The organism is Saccharothrix lopnurensis (assembly GCF_042658445.1).
Classification (GTDB): domain Bacteria; phylum Actinomycetota; class Actinomycetes; order Mycobacteriales; family Pseudonocardiaceae; genus Actinosynnema; species Actinosynnema lopnurensis.
This window is the reverse complement of the sequence record NZ_JBHSQO010000006.1, coordinates 152,043-174,774: the sequence shown is the minus strand read 5'-3', so window position 1 is coordinate 174,774 and position 22,732 is coordinate 152,043. Positions and strand designations below refer to the sequence as shown.

Here is a 22,732-nt window from a genome sequence, read left to right as displayed (position 1 = left end):
GGCGGTGTTGTTGTTGGTGGGGGCGTGGGGGCTTCGGGGGCCGGTGGGCTTCGGGGTTCGGTCGGGTGGATTCCGGGGGCGGCCGCTCGGGGCGACCTGCGCGGGCGTCCCGTCCTTCGCGTTGGCGCGGAGCCGGTTAGCATCGTCGAGTCGCAGCACCGGACATGGAGTCGCATGGCGCCCAAGGTCGTTCTGGTCACCGGTTGCAGCCGCTTCCTCGGCGGCCACCTCGCCGCGCGCTTCGCGGCGAACCCCGACGTCGAGCGCGTGCTCGGTGTGGACACCGAGCCGCCGCCGCGCGACGTGCTGCGCCGGATGGGGCGCGCCGAGTTCGTGCGGGCCGACATCCGCAACCCGCTCATCGCGAAGGTCATCGCCACCGCGCAGGTCGACACGGTCGTGCACGCGTCGGTGACGGCGAACCCGGCCGGGCCCACCGGGCGCAGCGCGATGAAGGAGATGAACGTCATCGGCACGATGCAGCTGCTGGCCGCGTGCCAGAAGTCGCCGCACGTGCGCAAGCTGGTGGTGAAGTCCACCAGCGCGGTGTACGGGTCCAGCTCGCGGGACCCGGCCGTGTTCACCGAGGACATGGGGCCTAAGGACCTGCCGTCCAGCGGGTACGCCAAGGACGCGGTGGAGGTCGAGGGCTACGTCCGGGGGTTCTCGCGGCGGCGGCCGGACGTGGGCGTGACCACGCTGCGGTTCACGAACTTCATCGGGCCCCGCATCGACACGGTGATGACCAGGTACTTCGCCCTGCCGGTGGTGCCGACGGTGCTGGGCTACGACGCGCGGGTGCAGCTGCTGCACTCCGAGGACGCGCTGGCGGTGCTGGAGCGGGCGACGCTGCACGAGCTGCCCGGGGTGTACAACGTGGGTGGCGACGGGGTGCTGCTGCTGTCGCAGGCCATCCGGCGGGCCGGGCGGGTGAACCTGAGGGTGCCCAGCGCGGCGGTGCCGACGATGGGGCGGTTCTTCCGCGGTGCCCGGTTGGTGGACTTCTCGCCGGACCAGATGAGGTTCCTCAACTGGGGGCGGGTGGTGGACACGACGTTGCTGAAGGGCGAGTTCGGGTTCACGCCGCGGTGGACCACGCAACAGGCGTTCGACGACTACGTGAGCGGGCGGGGGTTGCGGCCGTTGGTCGACTCCGGCGTGGTGGTGGCGGCGGTGGAGCGGGGCGTGCTGGGTGCGGCTGCCCGGTGGCGTTGAGGGGCGCTGGCTGGTGCTGGCTGGTGCTGCGGGGCTTGGGCGGGTGTTGCCGAGTTTGGGCGGGCGTTGACGGTGGTGGGTGCGGCTGGGGGCGACGGTGAGGAGGTGGACGTGGCGGAGGCGCGGGTGATCCCGTTGCACGGGGCGGACCGGGAGGCTCCTCGGCGGCGGGGTGGTGCCGGGTCGGCCGGGCAGGCGTCCACTGCCGGCGCTGGTGCCGGTGCTGCTGCCGGCCCTGAGGCCGAAGCTGAGGCGGTTGGGCCTGCCGAGTGGGAGCGGCGGCTGGCCGAGCTGCTGAACTTCGCGCGCAGGCGCATCCAGGGCGAGTACGAGGTGGACGAGTTCGGGTTCGACCGGGACCTCACCGACAACGTGCTCATGCCGCCGTTGCGGCCGCTGTACGAGAAGTGGTTCCGGGTCGAGACGATCGGGATGCACAACGTGCCCGCCCGGGGTGGGGCGTTGATCGTGGCCAACCACTCGGGGACGTTGCCGCTGGACGCCCTGATGACGGCGTTCGCGGTGCGGAACGACCACCCGGCGCGGCGGCGCCTGCGGATGCTCGGGGCGGACCTGGTGTTCAAGACGCCGGTGCTGGGGGCGTTGGCGCGGAAGTCCGGGCAGACGCTGGCCTGCAACCCGGACGCGGAGCGGTTGCTGTGCTCCGGCGAGGTGGTCGGCGTGTGGCCCGAGGGGTTCAAGGGGATCGGGAAGCCGTTCAAGGACCGGTACAAGTTGCAGCGCTTCGGGCGTGGCGGGTTCGTGTCGGCGGCGTTGAACACCGGGGTGCCGATCATCCCTTGCTCGATCGTGGGCGCGGAGGAGATCTACCCGAAGATCGGTGACGTCAAGGCGTTGGCCAGGTTGTTCGGGTTCCCCTATTTTCCGGTGACGCCGTTCTTCCCGTGGTTGGGGCCGTTGGGGGCTGTTCCGCTGCCCTCGAAGTGGTACATCGAGTTCGGTGAGCCGATTCGGACCGATGAGTACGGGGAGCACGCGGCGGATGACCCGATGCTGGTGTTCAACCTGACGGATCAGGTGCGGGAGACGATTCAGCAGACCCTGTACCGGTTGTTGACCCAGCGGCGGAACGTTTTCCTGGGCTGAGGTGGGTGGGGTTCACGGGCTGTCGCTCGCCGCTGGGCAGGCCGCCGGGGGAAGGGCTCGGCTCGTGGTCTCCCGTATGGCCTGCCTGAGGCAACCACCCTTGTCCAGGGGGCGTCGCGAAAAGCGTGCGACACCCCCTGGACAAGCGCGGTAGGGCTGCGCCCAGGCCATACGGGAGACCACGAGCACCCCACAGTTGGAGACTGCGCGCCCCGGTCCCGTCGTGCAACCGGTCTCGTCGGCGTCTTGTGAAGGCTCGCGCGAGTCGAACGTTCGGGACCGTCGTGTCGAACGTTCGGGACGGGTGAGTTCTACGTTCGGGTTGCGCGAGTCGTACGTTCGGACCTCGCGTGTCGTACGTTGGAGACGCGCGTGTCGTACGTTCAGGTCGGGCGTGTCGTACGTTCGGGACCGGTGAGTTCAGCGTTCAGGACCTGCTGTTCCCTGCGTTCGGGGTGGTCAGTGGCGGCGGCGGTAGGCGATCGTGGCTGCTGTCGCGCCTGCCAGGAGGCCGGCTCCCAGGACCGACGGCACGCCGATCTTCGCCGCCTTGCGGCCCGTGCGGAAGTCGCGGATTTCCCAGCTTCGCTTGCGCGCCGTTTCGCGTAGGGCCGAGTCCGGGTTCACGGCTACCGCCGTGCCCACCACCGACAGCATCGGGACGTCGTTGGCCGAGTCCGAGTAGGCCGTGCAGCGGCGGAGGTCGAGACCTTCTTTGGCGGCCAGGGCGCGGACCGCGTGGGCTTTTGCCCGGCCGTGCAGGAGGTCGCCCACCAGGCGGCCCGTGTAGATGCCGTTCGAGTTTTCCGAGACCGTGCCCAGGGCGCCGGTCAGGCCCAGGCGGCGGGCGATGATCTGGGCCAGTTCCACCGGGGTGGCGGTGACCAGCCAGACCCTTTGGCCCGCGTCCAGGTGCATCTGGGCCAGGGCTTGGGTGCCGGTCCAGATCTTGTCCGCCATCAGTTCGTCGTAGATCTCCTCACCCAGGGAGACGATTTCCGCCACGGAACGGCCGGCTACGAAAGAGAGGGCTTGTTCACGGGACGCGGCGACGCTTTGTGGGTCTTCTCGGCCGCCTACGCGGAATTTGAACTGCTGCCAGGCGAAACCGAGGAGGTCGGAGTTCTTGAAGAACTTGCGGGCCGCCAGTCCCCGGGCGAAGTGGAAGATCGACGCGCCCATCATCATGGTGTTGTCGACGTCGAAGAAGGCCGCCGCGGTGAGGTCGGTGGCGGTGGGGTCGGCGGCCGCCAGCGCGGCTTCGGCCGAAGCCTCTCCCGCGATCGCGGCGAGCCTTTCCCGCTCGGCCGTGCCTTCCACAGCCCTTTTCACCACGTCAGCGCCTCCCGGGGTCCGATGGGGACAGGGTAGCGATCAGCCGCCGAGGCCGGGCAGCGGCAGCGACGGCAGCGGCAACGTGGGCAGGGGCAGCACGGGGACGCCCCGGGTCGTGGTGGTCGGGGACGTCGGTTGTGGGGCCGGCGGGGCGTTGACGGAGGTCGTCGGCGTCGGCGGCGGGGGGATGTTGTCGGTGGTGGTGGCGGGGGCGTTGCCGGGCGGCAGGGGGGTGGGGACGGCGGGGGTGGGGGAGAGGAGCGAGGGGGTCGGGCCGGTCGGGGTGGGTTCCTGCCGGGTGGGGGCGCAGTCGTCCCGCGCGGGCAGCGGGCCGAGCTGGTCGGTCTCGCCGGACGTGGTGGAGGTGCACGTGGTCCTGGACTGGAGCGCGGTGGCCCGGTCGGCGATGCGGGCCAGGAGGTCCAGGGAGGTGTTCGAGAGGGTGACGGCGTCTTCCGGCAGGGTGGGGCGCAGCTGCTCCAGGCGTGCGGTCTGCGACGTCGCCCAGTCGCGCAGGTCCGCCAGGGCGCGGTGGTCCGCGGCCGACCCGAACGCGGTCAGCGCGCGGGAACCCGCCGCGGCGTCGGTGTCGAAGTCGGTCAGCGCCGTCAGGTAGCCGCCCAGGGGGCCGCCGCCCGCGTACCGGTCGACCAGGGTCTCCACCTCGGTCAGGCGCGCGGAGGCGAACTCCAGGAGCTTGTGGCCCTTGGAGTCCTCGCCGAAGGTCAGGCCCAGGGAGGCCGACTCGGCGGTGCGCTTCACGCCGTACAGCGCGTCGCCCGGCAGCGCGTCGCGGCTGAGCAGGAGGCTCATGCCGGCCAGCGAGAACACCAGGCACAGCGCGGCGGCCAGCGCGACCGCTAATCGGCCGCGCGCGCCGGTGCGGTGGGGCTCGACCTTGGTCGGGGCCGGCGGGGCGGTGCCGAGGACGCGCTCGCGCATCCGGGCCCGGGTGGCCTCGTCCGGGCCCGAAGTGACTGCGGCTTCACGTAGCAGCGCGACGACCGCCAGCTCGTCGGCGAACGCCTCGTCGCCCGGTTCGGGGTGCGCTTCGACGGCGCGGGCGAACTGCTCGCGCTGCCTGTGACGCCACAACGGCGTGATCCCTCTGCCCACCATCCCGCACCGTTTTCGAGCGATCCTGTCCCGAGTAACGAACCGGGCGCTCCCGGGGTTACGCGCCGGCGGTCACCGCAACCAGTTCGGCAGCAGTTGGGCCAACCGGCGCACCGCCCGGTGCTGGAGGGCTTTGATCGCGCCCTCGTTCCGGCCCATCCTCGCGGCCGTCTCGGCCACGGACAAGCCCTGGATGAAACGCAGTGTGATGCATTCCCGCTGGTCGTTCCCCAGCTGGGCTACGCAGCGCAGCAGCTCCGCGTTGGCCGCACCGGTCAGGACCTCCTGTTCCGGACCGTCCGTGACCTCGCGGTTGTCGGTCAGTTCGGCGGTGGTGACCTCCAGCCGGTAGCGGCTGGACTTCACGTGGTCGAAGACGATGTTGCGGGCGATGGTGACGAACCACGCGCCGACGTCGCGGCCCTGGTAGCTGATCGACCGGATGCTGCGCAGGGCGCGCAGGAACGTCTCGCTGGTCACGTCCTCGGCCAGCGTCCGGTCGCCCACGCGGAACAGCACGTACCGGTACACGACGTCGACGTACCGGTCGTAGAGCGCGCCGAACGCGTCCGTGTCGCCGCCCTGCGCGGCACGGACCAGGTTCCACGGCTCGTCCGCCGGTTCGCTCTCCACGCTCACGATCGTGCTTGACCGCCCTTCCGTGCTCCACATCGGACGAAGCGCGCGGATGTTTCGGACGGGGTTCTCGCGTGCCCTCGCGGTCATCGGTTCGCGACACCTCCGCGGGGTCGCCGTCGAGGCAGCATACGTCTTGTTACTCCGTAGTAGGTAACGGTGGCCGGTCCCCCGTCCGCGACGCGGGTGGAGGCGCTTCGCGACGCCGCCCGCGCGTGACAGACTGCGCTGAGGTACGCCGTGGTCCCCAGGAGGTCGAGTTGACCGCATCCGCTCGCAACGTCGCCGACCTGGTTCGCGCCTCCGCGCACCGAGGACCCAAGCACGTCGCACTGGTGGATGTCACCACCTCGGGCAGTTGGACGTGGGCCGAGTTCGACGCCGCCGTGGACGCCGAGGCGCACCGGTTGGTCCGGGCGGGCGTCACGCCGGGCGACCGGGTGGCCGTGCGGCTGCCGACCGGTCCGGGCTTCTGCGTGGCGGTGTTCGGCGCGCTGCGCGCGGGCGGGGTCGTGGTGCCCGCCGGGCCCGGCCAGCCGGCCCGCGAGCTGCGGCGGCTGATCGAGGACAGCGGGGCGCGGCTGCTGGTCGGCGACGCCGGCGAGGTCGACGTCGAGGCGCTGCCGGAACCGGGGTTCGAGCCGGGCGAGGAGTTCACCGCCATCGGGTCGGCCGAGGACCTGGCCGTGCTCGGCTACACGTCGGGGACCTCCGGCACGCCGCGCGGCGCGATGCTGTCGCACCGGGCGCTGCTGGCCAACGTCGAGCAGTGCGCGTCCCTGCGGCCCGCGCCGGTGACCGCCGGCGACCGGGTGCTGCTGGCGCTGCCGCTGTTCCACGTCTACGGGCTCGGGCCGGGGCTGCTCCAGGTCGCGGGCGCGGGCGCGACGGCCGTGCTGCTGGAGCGGTTCGACCCGGACCAGGCGCTGACCGCGATCCGCGAGCACCGGGTGACCACGCTGGTCGGCGTGCCGCCGATGTACCAGGCGATCCTGACCCTGCCGGTCGAGCGGCTGCGCGAGGACCTGGCGACCGTGCGGCTGTTCACCTCCGGCGCCGCGCCGCTGGCGCCCGGCGTGCTGGACGGGGTGCGGCGGGTCGTGGGGCTGCCGGTGTTCGAGGGCTACGGGCTGACCGAGACCGGGCCCGTGCTGACCACGACGCTGGCCGGCGAGCCGAAGGCCGGGTCGGTCGGGCGGGCGCTGCCGGGCGTGGAGGTGCGGCTGGTCGACTCCGACGGCCGGCCGCTCGACGAGGACGACGAGCCGGGCACCGGGCTGGTGTCGGCGCGGGGCGCCAACCTGTTCGGCGGGTACTGGCCGGACGGCGCGCACGGTCCCGACGCGGAGGGCTGGTTCCGCACCGGCGACGTGGGCTACCTGGACGCCGACGGCGACCTGCACCTGGTGGACCGGGCGGGCGACCTGATCATCGTCAACGGGTTCAACGTCTACCCGCACGAGGTCGAGCAGGTGGTCAACGAGCTGCCCGGGGTGGCCGAGTCGGCGGCGGTCGGCGTGCCGGACGAGCGGACCGGCGAGTCGGTGAAGGTCGTGCTGGTGCGGGACGCGGGCAGCGGGCTGACCGAGGACGCGGTGAAGGAGCACTGCGCCCGGCGGCTGGCCAAGTTCAAGGTGCCGACCGCGGTGGAGTTCGCCGACGCGCTGCCGCACTCGCCGACCGGGAAGCTGGCGCGGGCGCGGCTGAGGCTGCCTCTAACCTGACGGCGTGAGCCACCACGTCACGTTGGTCAGCCGGGTCGACTGCCACGCCTGCGAGCGGGCCAGGGACGAGATCGAGCGGATCTGCGGGGAGCTCGGCGTGCCCTGGGACGAGCAGGACGTCGACGCCGACCGCGAGCTGCGCGCCGAGTACGGCGACCGGGTGCCCGTGTTCCTGGTGGACGGGCGGGAGCACGGGTACTGGGAGGTCGAGGAGGACCGGCTGCGGGCCGCCCTCGCCTGAATTGCCGAAGCCTTGCGGTTTCGGTGAACCGGAGTGCGGCGGGTGTCGAATCCCCCGTATGACCCGCTGGACCGCCGCTCTCACCGGACTCCTCGGCGTGGCCGCCGCACTGGCCGCCGGGCACCTCGTCGCGGCGCTGGTCGGGCCGACCGCCTCGCCGTTCCTCGCCGTCGGCAACACCGCGATCGACTTCACGCCGTCCTGGCTGAAGGACTTCGCGGTCCGGACGTTCGGCACCTACGACAAGCTCGTCCTGCTGATCGGCATGGCCGCCGTGCTGGCGGTCGCGGCGGTGGTCGCCGGGCTGCTGTCCCGCCGCTCGGCCACGCCCGGGACGGTGCTGGCGGTCGTCCTCGGGCTGCTCGGCGTGGCCGCCGTGCTGTACCGGCCGGACCTGGGGCTGCTGGGCGTCCTCGCGCCGGTCGCGAGCCTGGTCGCCGGGGTCGCGGTGTTCCGTTGGCTGCACGCCCGCGCGTCGTCGGAGGCGTCGGTCGGGGGTCGCCGCGAGTTCCTGGTGGTCTCGGGCGCGGCGGTGCTGGCCGGGCTCGGCGGGCAGTTGCTGGGCAACCGGGTGGACGTGGAGGCGTCGCGGCGGGCCGTGGGCGACCTCACCCCCGCGCGGCCGGCCCCGCCGCTGCCGGCCGGCGCCGACTTCGCCGCCGAGGGCACGCCGTCCTTCATCACGCCGAACCGCGACTTCTACCGGGTCGACGTGGCGCTGAGCGTGCCGCGGGTGCGGGCCGAGGACTGGGTGCTGCGCGTGCACGGCCTGGTCGACCGCGAGCTGAACCTCCGCTACACCGACCTGAGCCGCCGGGACCTGGTCGAGCGCACCATCACGATGACCTGCGTGTCCAACGAGGTCGGCGGGCCCTACACCTCGACCGCGAACTTCGTGGGCGTGCCGCTGCGGGACGTGCTGCGGGAGGCGGGCGTGCGGCCGGAGGCCGACCAGCTGCTCTCCACCAGCGTCGACGGCTGGACCGCGGGCACGCCGGTGGACGTGGTCCTGGACGCCGACCGGGGCGCGCTGATCGCGCTGGCCATGAACGGCGAGCCGCTGCCGCTGGAGCACGGCTTCCCGGCCCGGCTGGTCGTGCCCGGCCTGTACGGGTACGTCTCGGCCACGAAGTGGGTCACCGACCTGGAGCTGACCACGTTCGCGGCCAAGCGCGCCTACTGGTTGGAGCGCGGGTGGGGCGAGCGGGGGCCGATCAAGGTCATGTCCCGCATCGACAGCCCCAAGGGCCTGGCCACGGTGTCCGGCCGGCCCGTGGTGACCGGCGTGGCGTGGGCGCAGCCGACCGGCGTGGCGAAGGTCGAGGTGCGCGCGGACGGCGGGCCGTGGCGGGCCGCCCAGCTGGCCACCGAGGTCAACGGCTCGACCTGGCGCATGTGGCGGGCCGAGCTGGACCTCGCGCCCGGCGGCCACACCGTCGAGGTGCGCGCCACGGACCGGTCCGGGTTCACCCAGCCGTCGGAGCGGGTGGCCCCCGTGCCGGACGGCGCGACCGGGTGGCACTCGATTTTTTTCACGGTCGAGTGATCCGGTCGAACCGAACGGCGCTGAGGATCGAATGCCTCAGTGAATACCGAATCCGGTGAAACTGAGGAGTGATCCGCTGTGCGGAACCCCAAGCTCGTCCTCGTCGGCGCCGTCACCGCCGCCGCCCTGTCGGTGGCCGCCTGCGGTGGCGGTGGCGACGACGCGGCGGCCCCCGCGTCCACCACCACCACGACCAGCGCGGCGGCGACCGCCTCCTCGATGCCGATGGCCGAGAGCGACGGCGTGACCGGGACGACCGACGTGTTCGGCCCCGGCTGCGCGAGCGTCCCGTCCGACCCCTCGAACGAGGGCTCCCTCCAGGGCATGGTCGACGACCCGGTGGCCACCGCCGCGTCCAACAACCCGCTGCTCACCAAGCTGGTGGCGGCCGTCACGGCGGCCAACCTGGGTGACACGCTCAACTCGCAGAAGGCCATCACCGTCTTCGCGCCCGCCGACCCGGCCTTCGCCGAGCTGGGCGACGCGAAGTTCCAGGAGCTGGCGAACGACCCGGCGACCCTGGGCAAGATCCTCCAGTTCCACGTCGTCGGGCAGCGCTACGACGCCGAGGGCCTGGAGGAGGCCGGCACCGTCAAGGCCCTGACCGGCCAGGAGCTGACCATCGCGGGCTCCGGCGACACCATGACCGTGAACGGCGCCCCGGTGCTGTGCGGCAACATCCCGACCGCCAACGCCACGGTGTTCGTGATCGGCAAGGTGCTCACCCCGCCGGCCGCCTGACCTGCGGCTTCGCAAGTTCACCCGTTGGTGGGCCGCATTCCCTCACGCCACGTGGGGAATGCGGCCCACCTGCGTGCGCGCCGCCCTCCCACCGGTGACGGGCGCCGGTCCGCCAACTTTGTGCAAGCGTTCACAAGCGGTACGGTGGTCGTATCACCCCGCTGGTGAGGGTGCCCGGCGGGTCGGTGCGGCGGATCTCGAGGAGTACCAGCGTGGCGGATCGGCGGGGCGAGGGTGACGGGGTCGTGACCACTCCGAAGATCCCCGCCGACACTTCCGCGGACGTCCGGGAGCGGGCGCGGGCGATCCCCGAGGCGGCGGTGGCGCGCCTCGCGGTGTACCTCCGGGTGCTGTCCGGGATGGCCGAGCAGGGCGTGACGACCATCTCCAGCGAGGAGCTGGCGGGCGCGGCGGGCGTCAACTCGGCGAAGCTCCGCAAGGACCTCTCCTACGTCGGCTCGTACGGCACCAGGGGCGTCGGCTACGACGTCGAGGTGCTCGTGAGCCACATCGAGCGAATCCTCGGGCTGACCCGGAAGCACTCGGTCGCGGTCGTCGGCATCGGTAATCTTGGTCACGCGCTCGCGAACTACGGCGGCTTCCCCAGCCGGGGCTTCCCGGTGGCCGCGCTGTTCGACATCGACCCCGACCTGACGGGTGTGCCGGTAGGCGGCATACCGGTCCACCACATCGACGACATCACCTCCGTCTGCGCCGAGCGGGAGGTGTCGATAGGGGTCATCGCCACACCCCCTCAGGCAGCTCAGGCCGTCTGCGACCGTTTGGTATCCGCCGGAGTCCAGTGCATCCTGAACTTCGCACCCGTCGTGCTCCAAGTGCCGGACTACGTCGAGGTGCGCAAGGTCGACCTGGCGGTCGAGATGCAGATCCTGTCGTTCCACGTCGCGCGGCGGGCTGACCAGGCCGCCGGTGACGTGGTCAACGGAGTCGGAGTGGACGGGGTGGTGATTCGCCCGTGATCGTGCGGGTAGCCGGCCGAACGGTGGAGGCGGCATGAGCGTGCTCGTCGTCGGGCTGTCCCACCGGACCACCCCCGTGCCCGTCCTGGAGCGCGTCGCGGTGGCCGACGCCGACCGCGACAAGGTGCTCGACCAGCTGCTGACCTCGCCCAGCGTGTCCGAGGCGGTGCTGCTGTCGACGTGCAACCGGGTCGAGGTCTACGCGCTCGTCGAGACCTTCCACGGCGGCATGAACGAGGTCGTCGAGGTGCTGGCCCGCCAGGCGGGCGCCGAGCCGGCCGAGCTGTTCGAACACCTGTACGTGCACTACTCGGCCGCCGCCGTCGAGCACCTGTTCTCCGTGGCGGGCGGCCTGGACTCGATGGTCGTCGGCGAGGCACAGATCCTCGGGCAGCTCCGCGCCGCCTACAACGCCGCCGACGCGGCCGGCGTCGTCGGCCGCACCCTGCACGAACTGGTCCAGCAGGCCCTGCGGGTCGGCAAGCGCATCCACACCGACACCGGCATCGACCACGCCGGCGCGTCCGTCGTGTCCGAGGCCCTCACCGACGCCGGTCGGGCCCTCGACGGGCTGACCGGCCGCAAGGCGGTCGTCGTCGGCGCCGGGTCCATGGGTGGCCTGGCGGCCGCCCACCTGCGCCGCGCCGGCATCGGCGAGGTCGTGGTCGCCAACCGCACCGCCGCCAACGGCGAGCGCCTGGCCACCGCCCTCACCGAGGAGGGCGTGCGCGCCCGCCACACCGACCTGCGGGCCCTGACCGACGAGATCGCCACCGCCGACGTGCTGTTCGCCTGCACCGGCTCCGTCGACACGGTCGTCGGCGCCGAGCACATCGGCGACCGCGCCCCGGACCGGCCGCTGGTCGTCTGCGACCTCGGCCTGCCCAAGGACGTCGACCCCGCCGCCGCGCTGCTGGACAACGTGCGCGTGGTCGACCTGGAGACCCTCCAGCGCCGGCTGTCCGACGCCCCCACGGGCCAGGACACCCGGCGCGCGGCGGAGATCGTGGCCGAGGAGGTCCGCGCCTACCTGGCCGGACAGCGCTCGGCCGGGGTCACGCCCACCGTGACGGCCCTGCGCAAACGCGCCGCCGAGGTCGTCGACGCCGAACTGCTGCGCCTGGACCAGCGACTGCCCGAACTCGACGGCGCGGTGCGCGACGAGCTGGCCAAGACCGTGCGCCGGGTCGTGGACAAGCTCCTGCACACCCCCACCGTGCGGGTGAAGGAGCTGGCCGCGGCGCCCGGGGGAGCCGGTTACGCCGAGGCGCTGCGCGAGCTTTTCGGGCTCGACCCGCAGGCGCCGTCCGCCGTCAGCACACCCCACAAGACCCAACCCGAAGGTGAAAAGCGGTGAACCGCACCCTCAGGATCGGCACCCGCGGCAGCGCCCTCGCCCTCGCGCAGACCGGCCACGTGGCCGATCAGCTGCGCGCGGCGGGCGCGAACGTGGAGATCGTCACCATCTCCACACCCGGCGACCGGTCGCACGCGCCCATCGCCGAGATCGGCATCGGCGTCTTCACCTCAGCCCTCCGCGACGCCCTCGCGAACGGCGAGATCGACGTGGCCGTGCACTCGTACAAGGACCTGCCCACGGCCCGCGACCCGCGCTTGTCGCTGGCCGCCGTGCCACCCCGCGAGGACCCGCGCGACGCCCTCGTCGCCCGCGACAACCTCACCCTCGGCGAACTGCCGCAGGGCGCGCGGGTCGGCACCGGCTCGCCCCGGCGTGCCGCCCAGCTCGACGCGCTCGGCCTGGGCATCGAGGTGGTGCCGCTGCGCGGCAACGTCGACACCCGCATCCGCAAGGTGACCGACGGTGAGCTGGACGGCGTCGTGCTCGCCCGCGCGGGACTCGCGCGCCTGGGCCGCACCGCCGAGATCACGGAGACCCTGGAGCCGATCCAGATGCTCCCGGCGCCCGCGCAGGGCGCCCTGGCGGTGGAGTGCCGGGTCGACGACGTCGACGCCGAGCACCTGCTCCAGTCCACCCTGGACGATTCGGCCAGCAGGGCCGCTGTGGCCTCCGAGCGCGCCCTCCTGGCCGCGCTCGAAGCGGGTTGCAGCGCGCCGGTCGGCGCACTGGCCGATGTGGTGGAAGACCTCAGCGACGAGGGGACCGTGGTGCTCCGCCTGTCCCTGCGCGGGGTCATGGCGACGGAGGACGGTGACCTCCTCCGTGCGTCCGCCACCGGTGACTTGACCGCAGCAGAGGAACTCGGCCGCGCGCTGGCCGCCGAGTTGCTCGACCTCTCCGGCCACGCCACCGCGTCGCCGGCGAGGCGTAGTTGATGGGGAGTGCCCTCAGATGACCCGCGCACGAAAGACCCCCGGCCGAGTCGCCTTCGTGGGCTCAGGCCCCGGCGACACCGGGCTGCTCACGGTCCGTGCCCGTGACCTGCTCGCCAAGGCCGAGCTGGTGGTGACGGACCCGGACGTACCGACCGAGGTGGTGGCGCTGGTACCGGACGGCGTCGAGGTCCGCCCGGCCGTGGGCGACCCCGCCGACGTGGCGAAGGACCTGGTCACCGAGGCCAAGAACGGCGCGGCCGTGGTCCGCCTGGTGGCGGGCGACCCGCTCACCCTGGACTCCGTGGTCAAGGAGGCCCAGGCCGTCTCCAAGACCACGATCGCGTTCGACGTCGTCCCCGGCGTCCCCGCCGGCACGGCCGTGCCCGCCTACGCGGGCGTGGCCCTCGGCGCCGTGCACACCGAGGCCGACGTCCGGGGCGTCACCGACTGGGCGGGCCTGGCCTCCGCGCCCGGCACCCTGGTCCTGCACGCCACCGGGAGCCACCTGGCCGAGGCGGCGTCGTCCCTGGTGGAGCACGGCCTGGCACCGCAGACCCCGGTCTCGGTGACCGCCGACGGCACCGGCTTCAGCCAGCGCACGGTGGACACCACCCTGGCCGGCCTGGCGCAGGACGCGGGCGACCTGGGCGGCCCGCTGGTCGTCACGGTCGGCGCGGCCGTCGCCAACCGGACCAGGCTGTCCTGGTGGGAGTCCCGCGCCCTGTACGGCTGGCGCGTCCTCGTCCCGCGCACCAAGGAGCAGGCGGGCGCGATGAGCGACCGCCTCCACTCCCACGGCGCGATCCCGGTCGAGGTACCCACGATCTCGGTGGAGCCCCCGCGCAGCCCGGCCCAGATGGAGCGCTCGGTCAAGGGCCTCGTGGACGGCCGCTACCAGTGGGTCGTCTTCACCTCGACCAACGCCGTGCGCGCGGTCTGGGAGAAGTTCCGCGAGTTCGGCCTGGACGCCCGCGCCTTCTCCGGCGTCAAGATCGCCTGCGTCGGCGAGTCGACGGCGGCCAAGGTCCGGAGCTTCGGCATCATCCCGGAACTGGTCCCGTCCGGCGAGCAGTCCTCGGAAGGTCTCCTGGCCGACTTCCCGCCGTACGACGACATCCTCGACCCGGTCGACCGGGTGCTCCTCCCGCGCGCCGACATCGCCACCGAGACCCTGGCGGCGGGCCTGCGCGATCGGGGCTGGGAGATCGACGACGTCACGGCCTACCGCACCGTCCGGGCGGCCCCGCCGCCCGCCGACACCCGCGAGATGATCAAGTCCGGCGGTTTCGACGCGGTGTGCTTCACCTCGTCCTCGACCGTCCGGAACCTGGTCGGCATAGCCGGCAAGCCGCACGCGCGGACCCTGGTGGCCTGCATCGGCCCCCAGACCGCCGAAACGGCCCGCGAGTTCGGCCTCAGGGTGGACGTCCAGCCGGAGGACGCCAACGTCCCGGCCCTGGTGGACGCCCTGGCCCAGCACGCCGCCCGCCTGCGCGCGGAAGGCGCCCTGCCGCCCCCGCGCAAGACCAAGCGCCTCCGTCGCTCCTGAGGAAACCCGTCCTGAACGCGGAACTCACCCGTCCCGAGTGTTCGACACGGTGGTCGTGAACGTTCGACTCGCGCACCTGAACACTCAACTCGCCGGGTCTGGACGTACGACTCGCCCGACCTGGACGTACGACTCGCGAGGACGAGCAGGGACCACGACGGGACGGGAGGCAGCCGACGAGGCCCGATGTGACATGGGTTCGGGTGCCACGGGCTGGTCGGAGCCGGCAGGCTCGGCGGGGCGCTCTTCCCCGCTGGGCCTGCCGGTCGCGGCCTGCCTCCGGTACCCGTGAGGGCCCCGTGCCACATCGAGCCGGGATCGACCTCCGGCCAACCGAGGACAACGAGCACACCGGCCAGACCGACAGGGAGTACCCGCCGTGTTCCCAGCCCACCGCCCCCGCCGCCTGCGCACCACGCCGGCCATGCGCCGCCTGGTCAGCGAGACGACCGTCGAACCGCGCCAGCTGGTCCTCCCGATGTTCGTCAAGGAGGGCGCGCGGCAGCCGGCCGAGATCAAGAGCATGCCGGGCGTCCACCAGCACACCCGCGAGTCGCTCCGCAAGGCGGCGGTGGAGGCGGTGCAGGCCGGGGTCGGCGGCATCATGCTGTTCGGCGTCCCCGCCGAGCGCGACGCGGTGGGCTCCGGCGCCACCGACCCCGACGGCATCCTCAACGCCGCCCTCGCCGACCTGCGCGCCGAACTGGGCGACAGCACGGTCCTGATGTCCGACTGCTGCCTGGACGAGTTCACCGACCACGGCCACTGCGGCGTGCTCACCCCCGACGGCGCCGTGGACAACGACGCCACCCTGGAGGTCTACGGCGAGATGGCCGTGGCCCAGGCCCGCGCGGGCGCGCACGTGGTCGGACCCAGCGGCATGATGGACGGCCAGATCGGCTTCATCCGCACCGCCCTGGACGAGGCCGGCTTCACCGACACCGGCATCCTCGCCTACAGCGCCAAGTACGCCTCCGCCCTCTACGGCCCGTTCCGGGACGCGGTGGAGTCGCAGCTCTCGGGCGACCGCAAGACCTACCAGCAGGACCCGGCGAACGCCCGCGAGGCGCTCCGCGAGGCGACCCTCGACCTGGCCGAGGGCGCGGACATGGTCATGGTCAAGCCCGCCCTGCCCTACCTGGACGTGATCAAGGACGTCGCCGCGCTCGCCACGGTCCCGGTCGCCGCGTACCAGATCTCCGGTGAGTACGCGATGGTCGAGGCCGCCGCCCGCAACGGGTGGATCGACCGGGAGCGCACCGTGCTGGAGACGCTGACCTCGATCCGCCGCGCCGGCGCGGCCGTCGTGCTGACCTACTGGGCCGTCGAAGCCGCGGGCTGGCTCGGCGCCCGCGACCGGTGATGAGGACCCCGGTGCCGGAACGGCGACAGCGGAGGCCCAAGGCGCCTCGCCCCACCCCGCCCAAGCCGGTGGACCTGGCCCGGTGGCTGTTCATCCTCAGCGCCGTCGTCGGCATGGCCAGGTTCCTGGTGCAGGTGTCCGACCGGGGGATGCTGATCGGCGAGCTGCGCGCGCGGCAGCCGGAGCTGGGCCAGGACGAGCTGGACGTCGCCGCGACCGGCGGCACCTTCTTCAGCCTGCTGCTCGCGGTCGGCCTGGTGCTGATCTGCACGAGGCTGGCGAACCGCATGGCCGCCGGCCGCAACTGGGCGCGCGTCGTGCTGACCGTGCTGGCGGTCGCCGGCGCGTTCCTCGGCGTGGTGCGGTTGATCACCGTCGGCACCGGTTTCGCGACCGCGTACGGGCTGGTGGTGAGCCCCTTGGACCTGGTGTTCAACGTGATCACCATGGCGATCGACGCGGTGGCCGTGGTGCTGGCGTTCCAGCCCGCCGCCGCCGGGTACTTCCGGTCGCGGCCCGTCACGGTGGACAGGGCCCCTGGTCACCCTTAGCGTTCCACCCGTGACCACGCCACAGGACCCGGAGCACCGGCCGCAGCAGGAGCCGTACGCCACCCCGGCGCCTCCCCCGCCGCAGTCCGAGCAGCCAGCCGGGTACCAGTCCACGGGGTACCAGCCCGCCGGTTACCCGAGCACCGGCTACCCGGCCGGCGGCGGCTACCCGACCCCGGAGCGCGACGTCCCGGGTGCGGCCCCGCGGACCGCGCCGAAGCAGGTCCGGATCTCGTTCTGGCTGTGGCTCGCCACCGCCGCCCTGATCACGGTCCTCGCGGTCGCGGCCCTGCTGATCATGCTGGCCAACCCCCAGGCCGTGGTCGACATCGCCAAGCAGAACGGCGGCAGCCAGGGCCTGACCGACGAGCAGCTGCGCACCGGCCTGGTCGCGTTCCAGGTGTTCTTCACCGTCGCCGCCGTGGTCGTGGCCGGCCTGCTGGTGTTCTTCGCGGTCAAGGCGCGCGCCGGCCGGCCGTGGGCGCGGACCTGGCTGAACGTGACGGGCATCGTCGCGCTCCTGCTGAGCATGTTCGGCTTCACCCTGCTCAGCCTGCTGGTGGTGGTGCCGCTGGTGGCCGCCGTCTTCCTGCTCTACACCCCCGCCTCGAAGGAGTACTTCGAGGCGGCCAAGCGACTCGGGTGACGGTGCGCGAGCAACCGCCCGCCGTCGTGCGCGGGGCGGTCGGCGTGTGGTTGGCGCTGGCCGCCTTCGTGCTGTTCGAGCACGCCGTGCTGTGGTTCCGGCGCGACGACCTGCTGGCGGCCGCCGAGCGGGCCGGCGACCCACCGGCACGGGTGAACGAGATCCTGCTGCAACTCGCGCTGGTCAGCGCGCTCCTCGCGATCGGCTACGGGCTGTTCGGGTGGCTGCTGAAGGCGGGCAAGCGGTGGGCGCGGGGCGTGCTCACCGCAGTGGCCGTGCTGCACGTGCTGTGGATCGTGCTGCCGGGGGCGAGCGGGGACGCGGCGAACCTGGTCGTGCTCCTGCTGATCGCCGCGGGATCGGCCCTCACCTGGATGCCCGGTACGGCACAGTGGGTGAGGCGGCACTAGCGGGCCGACCCCGACCGAGGACGGTGACGACATGACCGAGCCGCCGTTCGACCCCTACGGCACGCCCCTGCGCCCGGTGAACCACCCGCGGCAGCAGCCCTACCCGCAGCAGCCCCACCAGCAGCCCTACCAACAACCACCCCACCAGCCGCCCCACCCGTTCGGCTTCCCGGGCCGGATGCGGGAGGTGGACCAGTCCTCCACCGCGGTCCTCCGCCCGGCCCCGGTCGCCGTGGCGTTCGCGCTGTGGCTGCTCGCCGCCCTGTCCTGGCCCCTCGGCACGATCGCCCAGGCCCTCGCGGGCCCCGGCTCGCTCGCCGGTTTCGGCCCGGTCATGACCCTGTTCCTCACCACCTGCGTGGCCCTGGCCGGCCTGTGGGGCGCGGTCGCCCTCCTGCGCGGCAGCTACCACGCACGCCTCGGCCTGTGCGGCGGCGCGCTGGTCCTGGGCGTGCTGGCGCTGGCCGCCGCGGTCGTGGCCGCCCGCGGCGACGCCGAACCAGTTCCCTGGGTGGTGAGCGCGCTGCGCCTGGCGCTGCCCGCCGCCGCGGCCGTGTTCAGCTTCCTGCCGGGCACCCGGCACTACTTCGCCGGCAACCTGGGCTGAGGGCGGGGACAGTGGAGCAGCCGACCCTGTACGCCGAGCCCGGCGCGTCCTGGTGGCCCCTGCTGTGGGGCCCGGTGTTCGCCCTGCTCGGCTTCGCGGTGGAGGCGCTGACCGGCGCCGTCCGCCCCCTCCTGTGGGTGGTCGTGGCGCTGGCGCTGGTCCTGCCGACCCTCGTCTGGGTGCGGGGCAGGCGGCGCGTCTACGAGGTGCGCCTCACGCCGGCGGCGCTGCACCAGGGCCGCGAGGAGCTGCCCGTGCGGGACATCGCCGAGGTGGAGGGCGTGGAGCGGCGCGCGGGCGCCAGGGTCCTCGGCGGCGGCTGGACCCTGCCGCGCGGCACGGGACCGGTCCCGGTCCGGCTGGCCGACGGCACGGTCGTCACGGCCTGGGCCCGGGACGCGGACGCCCTGCGCGCCGCCGTGGCCAGGCTGCTGCCGACGAGCGGCACGTGAGAAGCTGACCGGCGTGACAGCGGCCACCGCGGAGAGCCAGACCGTGCCCCAGTCCCCGAGGCTGCACCAGCCCAAGCGGGCGTTCATCGCCGCCGGCGAGGTGCTGCTCGGCGTGCTGCTGGTCCTGGCGGCGGTGTGGTGCTGGCAACGCGGTGTGGAGCACCACAGCTACCCGGTCCCCGACCACGAGCCGCTGGGGGCCACCCGCTACCGCGGCAACTGGATCGGCCTCGCGGTCGCCCTGTCCACCGCGGCCGGCGTGCTGGTGCTCGACGCGGTCCGCCAGGCGGTGCTGGCCACCCGCTCCCGCCGACCCGAGCACGACCACGAGTACGACCACGACCACGAGTACCCGGACGAGGACTTCTCGCCCGCGCACCCCGCGCCCGCCCACCCCCACCAGGTGGCAAAACCCGGCGTGCAGCAGGTCACAAACAACGACGTGTGAAACTGGACCCCGTGACAGCGACCCGATCCCAGGCCCTGTTCGAGCGCGCGACGGCGGTCATCCCCGGCGGCGTGAACTCCCCGGTCCGGGCGTTCCACTCGGTCGGCGGCACGCCGCGGTTCATGGTCCGCGGCGAGGGCCCGCACCTGTGGGACGCCGACGGCAACCGGTACGTCGACCTCGTCTCCTCCTGGGGCCCGATGATCCTCGGCCACGCCGACCCCCGGGTGGTCGAGGCCGTCCGCGAGGCCGCCACCGGCGGTCTGTCGTTCGGCACGCCCACCGAGGGCGAGATCGAGCTGGCCGAGGAGATCATCGACCGGGTCGCGCCGGTGGAGCGGGTCCGCCTGGTCAACTCCGGCACCGAGGCCACGATGAGCGCGATCCGCCTCGCCCGCGGCTTCACCGGCCGCCGGAAGGTGGTCAAGTTCGCGGGCTGCTACCACGGCCACGTGGACGCGCTGCTCGCCCAGGCGGGCTCCGGCGTCGCCACCCTCGGCCTGCCCACCTCGCCGGGCGTGACCGGCGCGCAGGCGGCCGACACGATCGTGCTGCCCTACGACGACCCGGAGGCCGTGCGCCGCGTCTTCGCGGACCACCCGGGCGAGATCGCCTGCGTGATCACCGAGGCCGCCGCGGGCAACATGGGCGCGATCGCCCCGAGGCACAACGCCGAGCTGCGCGACCTCTGCCGCGCCGACGGCGCGCTGCTGGTCATGGACGAGGTCATGACCGGCTTCCGCGTGTCCCGCGCCGGCTGGTACGGCCTGGAGCGGGTCGAGGGCGACCTCTACACCTTCGGCAAGGTCATGTCCGGCGGCCTGCCCGCCGCCGCGTTCGGCGGCCGCGCCGACGTGATGTCCAGGCTGGCCCCGTCCGGCCCGGTCTACCAGGCGGGCACGCTGTCCGGGAACCCGGTCGCGGTGGCCGCGGGCCTGGCCACGCTGCGCGCCGCGACCGACGACGTCTACCGCACCCTCGACGCCAACGCCTCGCGCCTGGGCTCGCTGTTCACCGCCGCGCTCACCGAGGCGGGCGTGGCGCACCGGGTGCAGTTCGCGGGCAACCTGGTCAGCGTGTTCTTCACCGAGGACGAGGTGACCGATTACGCGGGCGCGCAGGCCGCCGAGACGTGGCGCTTCCCGCCGTTCTTCCACGCCCTGCTGGAGCGCGGCGTCTACCCGCCGCCGAGCGCGTTCGAGGCGTGGTTCGTCAACGCGGCCATGACCGAGCGGGACTTCGAGGTCATCGCGGACGCCCTGCCGGCTGCCGCGCGCGCCGCGGCGCAGGTCACGGCGGGGGCGGCGAAGTGAGGGACCACGCGCCCACCGGGGGCGGGGACCGGACCGTCGTCCACCTGCTGCGCCACGGCGAGGTGCACAACCCGACCGGCATCCTCTACGGCCGCATCCCCGGCTTCCGGCTGTCCGAGCGCGGTCGGCGGCAGGCGCTGACCGTGGCCGAGCACCTGGCCGACCACGACATCGCGCACGTGGTGGCCTCGCCGCTGGACCGGGCCCAGCAGACCGCCGCGCCCATCGCCGACTCGCACCGGCTGGAGCTGGGCACCGACGAGCGGCTGATCGAGGCGGACAACCAGTTCGAGGGCCTGCGGGTGTCGGTCGGCGACGGCGCGCTGCGCTCGCCGCAGCACTGGCCGAAGCTCGTCAACCCGTTCCGGCCGTCCTGGGGCGAGCCCTACCTGGGGATCGCGCACCGGATGCTGGGCGCGGTGCAGCGGGCGCGGGCGGTGGCGGAGGGCCACGAGGCGGTGTGCGTGTCGCACCAGCTGCCGATCTGGACGCTGCGGCGGTTCCTGGAGGGCCGCCGGATGTGGCACGACCCGCGGCGGCGCGAGTGCTCGCTGGCGTCCCTGACGAGCCTGGTGTTCGAGGGGGAGCAGCTGGTGCGCCTGGTCTACTCCGAGCCGGTCGGCGCCACGAACCCGCGGGTGACCGGCGCGTGAGGCGGGTGGCGGCGTTCCTGTCCGCGCTCCTCCTGGTCACCACGGCGTGCTCGACGGGTGACGACGCGGTCGTGGCGGGCGGCGAGTTCCAGCTGGTCGCGCCGAACGGCGAGACCAAGCTCCGCTACGAGGGCGACGAGCGCAAGGCGCTGGGCGACCTCACCGGCCCGAGCCTGATGGAGGACGGTCGGACGATCTCGCTGGCGAAGGACTTCGCGGGCCAGGTCGTGGTGGTCAACATCTGGGGCGCGTGGTGCCCGCCGTGCCGCACGGAGGCGCCCGAGCTCCAGCAGGTCCAGGACGAGAAGGGCGCGCTGGGCGTGCGGGTGCTGGGGGTGGACGTCAAGGAGACCTCCACCGAGCTGCCGCGCGACTTCATGCGCAACCGGGGGCTGACCTACCCGTCGATCTACGACGAGTCCGGGCGGGCGATGCTCGCCTTCCGCGGGCTGCACCCGAACACGGTGCCGTCGACGTTCGTGCTGGATCGGCGGCACCGGGTGGCGGCGGCGTTCCTGGGCGGCGTGATCGCGAGCGACCTGATGCCCGTCGTGGACCGGTTGGCGGCGGAGTCCTGAGAGGACCCCGCCGCCGCGGTCCGGTCTTCCCGGGTCTTCCGGTACTCCCCGGCCTCACGGCCCGGTGCGGAGCTCCGGCCCCCCGGCGGTCCGGAGCTCCGGCACCCTGGCGCGGAACGCCTCGACCATCGCGTCCCGCCCGATCAGGTTGAACTCGCGGCCCAGCGTGCGCATGATCGAGTTGTCGGTGGGCCGGTACAGGCCGAACCTGTGGTACCTGGCGCCCTCGAACGCCCCGACCACGCCACCGTCCGGCGAGGACTGCCCGAGGTGCTCGGCCCACTTCGCGCCGGTGGGGTCCGCGGTCACGTTGACCTCGGCGGGCTCGGAGCCGGAATACCGGTCGTAGGGGTAGTCGTACTCGTCGGCCAGCCCGCCGACGGAGTGCCCCAACTCGTGCACGGCGATCTGCCCGGCCTGGTCGTTCGCGCCCGCCGCGGTGGCGACGCCGCCGCCCGCGCCGCCGTACTTGGCGGTGTTGCCCAGCGCGATGACCTGGTCCGACCCGGGCGCCAACGCCGCGAACTGCGTGGCCTTGGTCTGGTTCACGCACAGCAGGCGCTCGGTCTGGGGGTCCCGGCCCTGGCACCAGAAGCCCATGTCCAGCGCGGTGTCGCGCGCGACGCCCAGGGTGGGGTCGTGGTCCACACCGGACTGGGGCGAGGTGACGTTGACCTGCCAGACGTTGAAGTACTGCTTGTAGGAGGCGAAGGGCTCCACGGCGGACAGCTCCGCCCACTTGCCCACCACGTGCGAGTGGAAGGTCCCGACCTCGGCCGCGGTGTAGCCGTCGCCCACGAACACCAGGTCGAACCGCTGGTCCGGGGCGCCGGTCTGCTGGATGGCGACCACGTCGGCCTCCAGCTCGTCGGGCGAGGCCGCGGCCTCGAAGGCCCGCGGCACGTCGGTCCGCGTGATGGTGCCGTCGGGGGAGAAGACCTCCATCCGCTCCAGCCCGGTCCCGACGGGCGGGCCGGACTCCGCGGCGCCACCGGGCAGGGGGGCGGCGACGACGGCGAGGGCGACGGCCAGCAGCGGCAGGGTCAGCCGGTGTACGCGCATGTCGTCACGTTATGAAGTTGGTTGTTCACCCACAAGGGTTGATGGTTGGGTTTGAGTTTTCTTCGATCGGGGAAGCTGTCTCGACGGGCGGGCAACTGTGAGCCGGGTCGCTCCTAGGGGAGTCCGGTGCGCGGACCTGCCCAGGGGCTACCTACCCTGGACGG

24 protein-coding genes are annotated in these 22,732 nt (G+C 73.1%); 20 read left to right on the top strand and 4 right to left on the bottom strand.

Annotated features, from left to right (window positions below; genetic code table 11):
• Positions 1–174 precede the first annotated feature (174 nt).
• Both ACFP3R_RS08770 and ACFP3R_RS08765 read left to right on the top strand, forming a co-directional pair.
• A complete protein-coding gene (locus ACFP3R_RS08770) occupies positions 175–1,215 on the top strand; it encodes an NAD-dependent epimerase/dehydratase family protein (RefSeq protein ID WP_380634500.1) in 1,041 nt (346 codons plus the stop codon).
• A 111-nt stretch (positions 1,216–1,326) separates the two neighbouring features.
• Positions 1,327–2,322, top strand: coding sequence for a lysophospholipid acyltransferase family protein (locus tag ACFP3R_RS08765; protein ID WP_380634656.1), 996 nt, complete (start codon positions 1,327–1,329; stop codon positions 2,320–2,322).
• Positions 2,323–2,781: 459 nt separating this feature from the next.
• Here the strand turns inward: ACFP3R_RS08765 and ACFP3R_RS08760 are convergent, their stop codons facing one another.
• The 3 genes from ACFP3R_RS08760 to ACFP3R_RS08750 all read right to left on the bottom strand — a co-directional run bounded on the left by ACFP3R_RS08760 (position 2,782) and on the right by ACFP3R_RS08750 (position 5,445).
• Positions 2,782–3,642, bottom strand: coding sequence for an HAD family hydrolase (locus tag ACFP3R_RS08760; protein WP_380634499.1), 861 nt, complete (start codon positions 3,640–3,642; stop codon positions 2,782–2,784).
• A gap of 54 nt (positions 3,643–3,696) precedes the next feature.
• Positions 3,697–4,752: a DUF5667 domain-containing protein gene (locus ACFP3R_RS08755; RefSeq protein ID WP_380634497.1), complete on the bottom strand. Its 1,056-nt coding sequence runs from the start codon at positions 4,750–4,752 to the stop codon at positions 3,697–3,699.
• Positions 4,753–4,845: 93 nt separating this feature from the next.
• Positions 4,846–5,445, bottom strand: a complete 600-nt coding sequence (locus ACFP3R_RS08750) for a sigma-70 family RNA polymerase sigma factor (protein WP_380634495.1) — start codon at positions 5,443–5,445, stop codon at positions 4,846–4,848.
• A 224-nt stretch (positions 5,446–5,669) separates the two neighbouring features.
• On the opposite strand from ACFP3R_RS08750, the gene ACFP3R_RS08745 reads away from it, so the two are divergent.
• From ACFP3R_RS08745 to ACFP3R_RS08660, 18 genes are all read left to right on the top strand, one after another.
• The gene (locus ACFP3R_RS08745; RefSeq protein ID WP_380634493.1) at positions 5,670–7,133 is read left to right on the top strand and encodes an AMP-binding protein; all 1,464 of its coding nucleotides are present in this window, start codon (positions 5,670–5,672) and stop codon (positions 7,131–7,133) included.
• 4 nt (positions 7,134–7,137) lie between these two features.
• Positions 7,138–7,374 (top strand): glutaredoxin family protein, encoded by a 237-nt coding sequence (locus tag ACFP3R_RS08740; RefSeq protein ID WP_380634491.1) that lies wholly within the window; start codon positions 7,138–7,140, stop codon positions 7,372–7,374.
• A 58-nt stretch (positions 7,375–7,432) separates the two neighbouring features.
• A complete protein-coding gene (locus ACFP3R_RS08735) occupies positions 7,433–8,920 on the top strand; it encodes a molybdopterin-dependent oxidoreductase (protein WP_380634489.1) in 1,488 nt (495 codons plus the stop codon).
• Between the two features lie 78 nt (positions 8,921–8,998).
• Positions 8,999–9,661, top strand: a complete 663-nt coding sequence (locus tag ACFP3R_RS08730) for a fasciclin domain-containing protein (protein WP_380634487.1) — start codon at positions 8,999–9,001, stop codon at positions 9,659–9,661.
• A 245-nt stretch (positions 9,662–9,906) separates the two neighbouring features.
• Positions 9,907–10,641 (top strand): redox-sensing transcriptional repressor Rex, encoded by a 735-nt coding sequence (locus ACFP3R_RS08725; RefSeq protein WP_380634486.1) that lies wholly within the window; start codon positions 9,907–9,909, stop codon positions 10,639–10,641.
• Between the two features lie 34 nt (positions 10,642–10,675).
• Entirely contained in the window at positions 10,676–11,998 is a 1,323-nt protein-coding gene (locus tag ACFP3R_RS08720; protein ID WP_380634484.1) for a glutamyl-tRNA reductase, read from the top strand.
• Positions 11,995–12,936, top strand: a complete 942-nt coding sequence (gene hemC / locus ACFP3R_RS08715; RefSeq protein WP_380634483.1) for a hydroxymethylbilane synthase — start codon at positions 11,995–11,997, stop codon at positions 12,934–12,936. Before ACFP3R_RS08720 ends, hemC begins: the two co-directional genes overlap by 4 nt.
• A 16-nt stretch (positions 12,937–12,952) precedes the next feature.
• Positions 12,953–14,485: a bifunctional uroporphyrinogen-III C-methyltransferase/uroporphyrinogen-III synthase gene (locus ACFP3R_RS08710; RefSeq protein ID WP_380634481.1), complete on the top strand. Its 1,533-nt coding sequence runs from the start codon at positions 12,953–12,955 to the stop codon at positions 14,483–14,485.
• A gap of 379 nt (positions 14,486–14,864) precedes the next feature.
• On the top strand, positions 14,865–15,848 hold the full coding sequence (hemB, locus tag ACFP3R_RS08705) for a porphobilinogen synthase (protein WP_380634479.1): 984 nt from the start codon (positions 14,865–14,867) through the stop codon (positions 15,846–15,848).
• Positions 15,849–15,859: 11 nt separating this feature from the next.
• Positions 15,860–16,399: a hypothetical protein gene (locus ACFP3R_RS08700; RefSeq protein ID WP_380634478.1), complete on the top strand. Its 540-nt coding sequence runs from the start codon at positions 15,860–15,862 to the stop codon at positions 16,397–16,399.
• A gap of 10 nt (positions 16,400–16,409) precedes the next feature.
• Positions 16,410–17,045 (top strand): hypothetical protein, encoded by a 636-nt coding sequence (locus ACFP3R_RS08695; RefSeq protein WP_380634477.1) that lies wholly within the window; start codon positions 16,410–16,412, stop codon positions 17,043–17,045.
• 2 nt (positions 17,046–17,047) lie between these two features.
• Entirely contained in the window at positions 17,048–17,455 is a 408-nt protein-coding gene (locus tag ACFP3R_RS08690) for a hypothetical protein (RefSeq protein ID WP_380634476.1), read from the top strand.
• Between the two features lie 31 nt (positions 17,456–17,486).
• Entirely contained in the window at positions 17,487–18,062 is a 576-nt protein-coding gene (locus ACFP3R_RS08685; RefSeq protein WP_380634475.1) for a hypothetical protein, read from the top strand.
• A gap of 11 nt (positions 18,063–18,073) precedes the next feature.
• Entirely contained in the window at positions 18,074–18,514 is a 441-nt protein-coding gene (locus ACFP3R_RS08680; protein WP_380634473.1) for a DUF3093 family protein, read from the top strand.
• A 13-nt stretch (positions 18,515–18,527) separates the two neighbouring features.
• Positions 18,528–18,962, top strand: coding sequence for a hypothetical protein (locus tag ACFP3R_RS08675; RefSeq protein ID WP_380634471.1), 435 nt, complete (start codon positions 18,528–18,530; stop codon positions 18,960–18,962).
• A gap of 11 nt (positions 18,963–18,973) precedes the next feature.
• Positions 18,974–20,275, top strand: a complete 1,302-nt coding sequence (hemL, locus tag ACFP3R_RS08670) for a glutamate-1-semialdehyde 2,1-aminomutase (protein ID WP_380634470.1) — start codon at positions 18,974–18,976, stop codon at positions 20,273–20,275.
• Complete coding sequence (locus ACFP3R_RS08665) at positions 20,272–20,928, top strand: histidine phosphatase family protein (protein ID WP_380634468.1); 657 nt, start codon at positions 20,272–20,274, stop codon at positions 20,926–20,928. Before hemL ends, ACFP3R_RS08665 begins: the two co-directional genes overlap by 4 nt.
• Positions 20,925–21,506 carry a TlpA disulfide reductase family protein gene (locus tag ACFP3R_RS08660; protein ID WP_380634467.1) on the top strand — a complete coding sequence of 194 codons (582 nt, stop codon included), beginning with the start codon at positions 20,925–20,927 and terminating at the stop codon, positions 21,504–21,506. Before ACFP3R_RS08665 ends, ACFP3R_RS08660 begins: the two co-directional genes overlap by 4 nt.
• A 54-nt stretch (positions 21,507–21,560) precedes the next feature.
• Here the strand turns inward: ACFP3R_RS08660 and ACFP3R_RS08655 are convergent, their stop codons facing one another.
• Complete coding sequence (locus ACFP3R_RS08655) at positions 21,561–22,568, bottom strand: M64 family metallopeptidase (RefSeq protein WP_380634465.1); 1,008 nt, start codon at positions 22,566–22,568, stop codon at positions 21,561–21,563.
• Between the last annotated feature and the right edge of the window lie 164 nt (positions 22,569–22,732).

Excerpts from the sequence above, each read along its gene's own strand:
- ACFP3R_RS08770 (WP_380634500.1), top strand. The coding sequence starts at position 175 with ATGGCGCCCAAGGTCGTTCTGGTCACCGGTTGCAGCCGCTTCCTCGGC.
- ACFP3R_RS08750 (WP_380634495.1), bottom strand. The coding sequence starts at position 5,445 with ATGTGGAGCACGGAAGGGCGGTCAAGCACGATCGTGAGCGTGGAGAGC.
- ACFP3R_RS08735 (WP_380634489.1), top strand. The coding sequence starts at position 7,433 with ATGACCCGCTGGACCGCCGCTCTCACCGGACTCCTCGGCGTGGCCGCC.
- ACFP3R_RS08720 (WP_380634484.1), top strand. The coding sequence starts at position 10,676 with ATGAGCGTGCTCGTCGTCGGGCTGTCCCACCGGACCACCCCCGTGCCC.
- ACFP3R_RS08710 (WP_380634481.1), top strand. The coding sequence starts at position 12,953 with ATGACCCGCGCACGAAAGACCCCCGGCCGAGTCGCCTTCGTGGGCTCA.
- ACFP3R_RS08685 (WP_380634475.1), top strand. The coding sequence starts at position 17,487 with ATGACCGAGCCGCCGTTCGACCCCTACGGCACGCCCCTGCGCCCGGTG.
- ACFP3R_RS08655 (WP_380634465.1), bottom strand. The coding sequence starts at position 22,568 with ATGCGCGTACACCGGCTGACCCTGCCGCTGCTGGCCGTCGCCCTCGCC.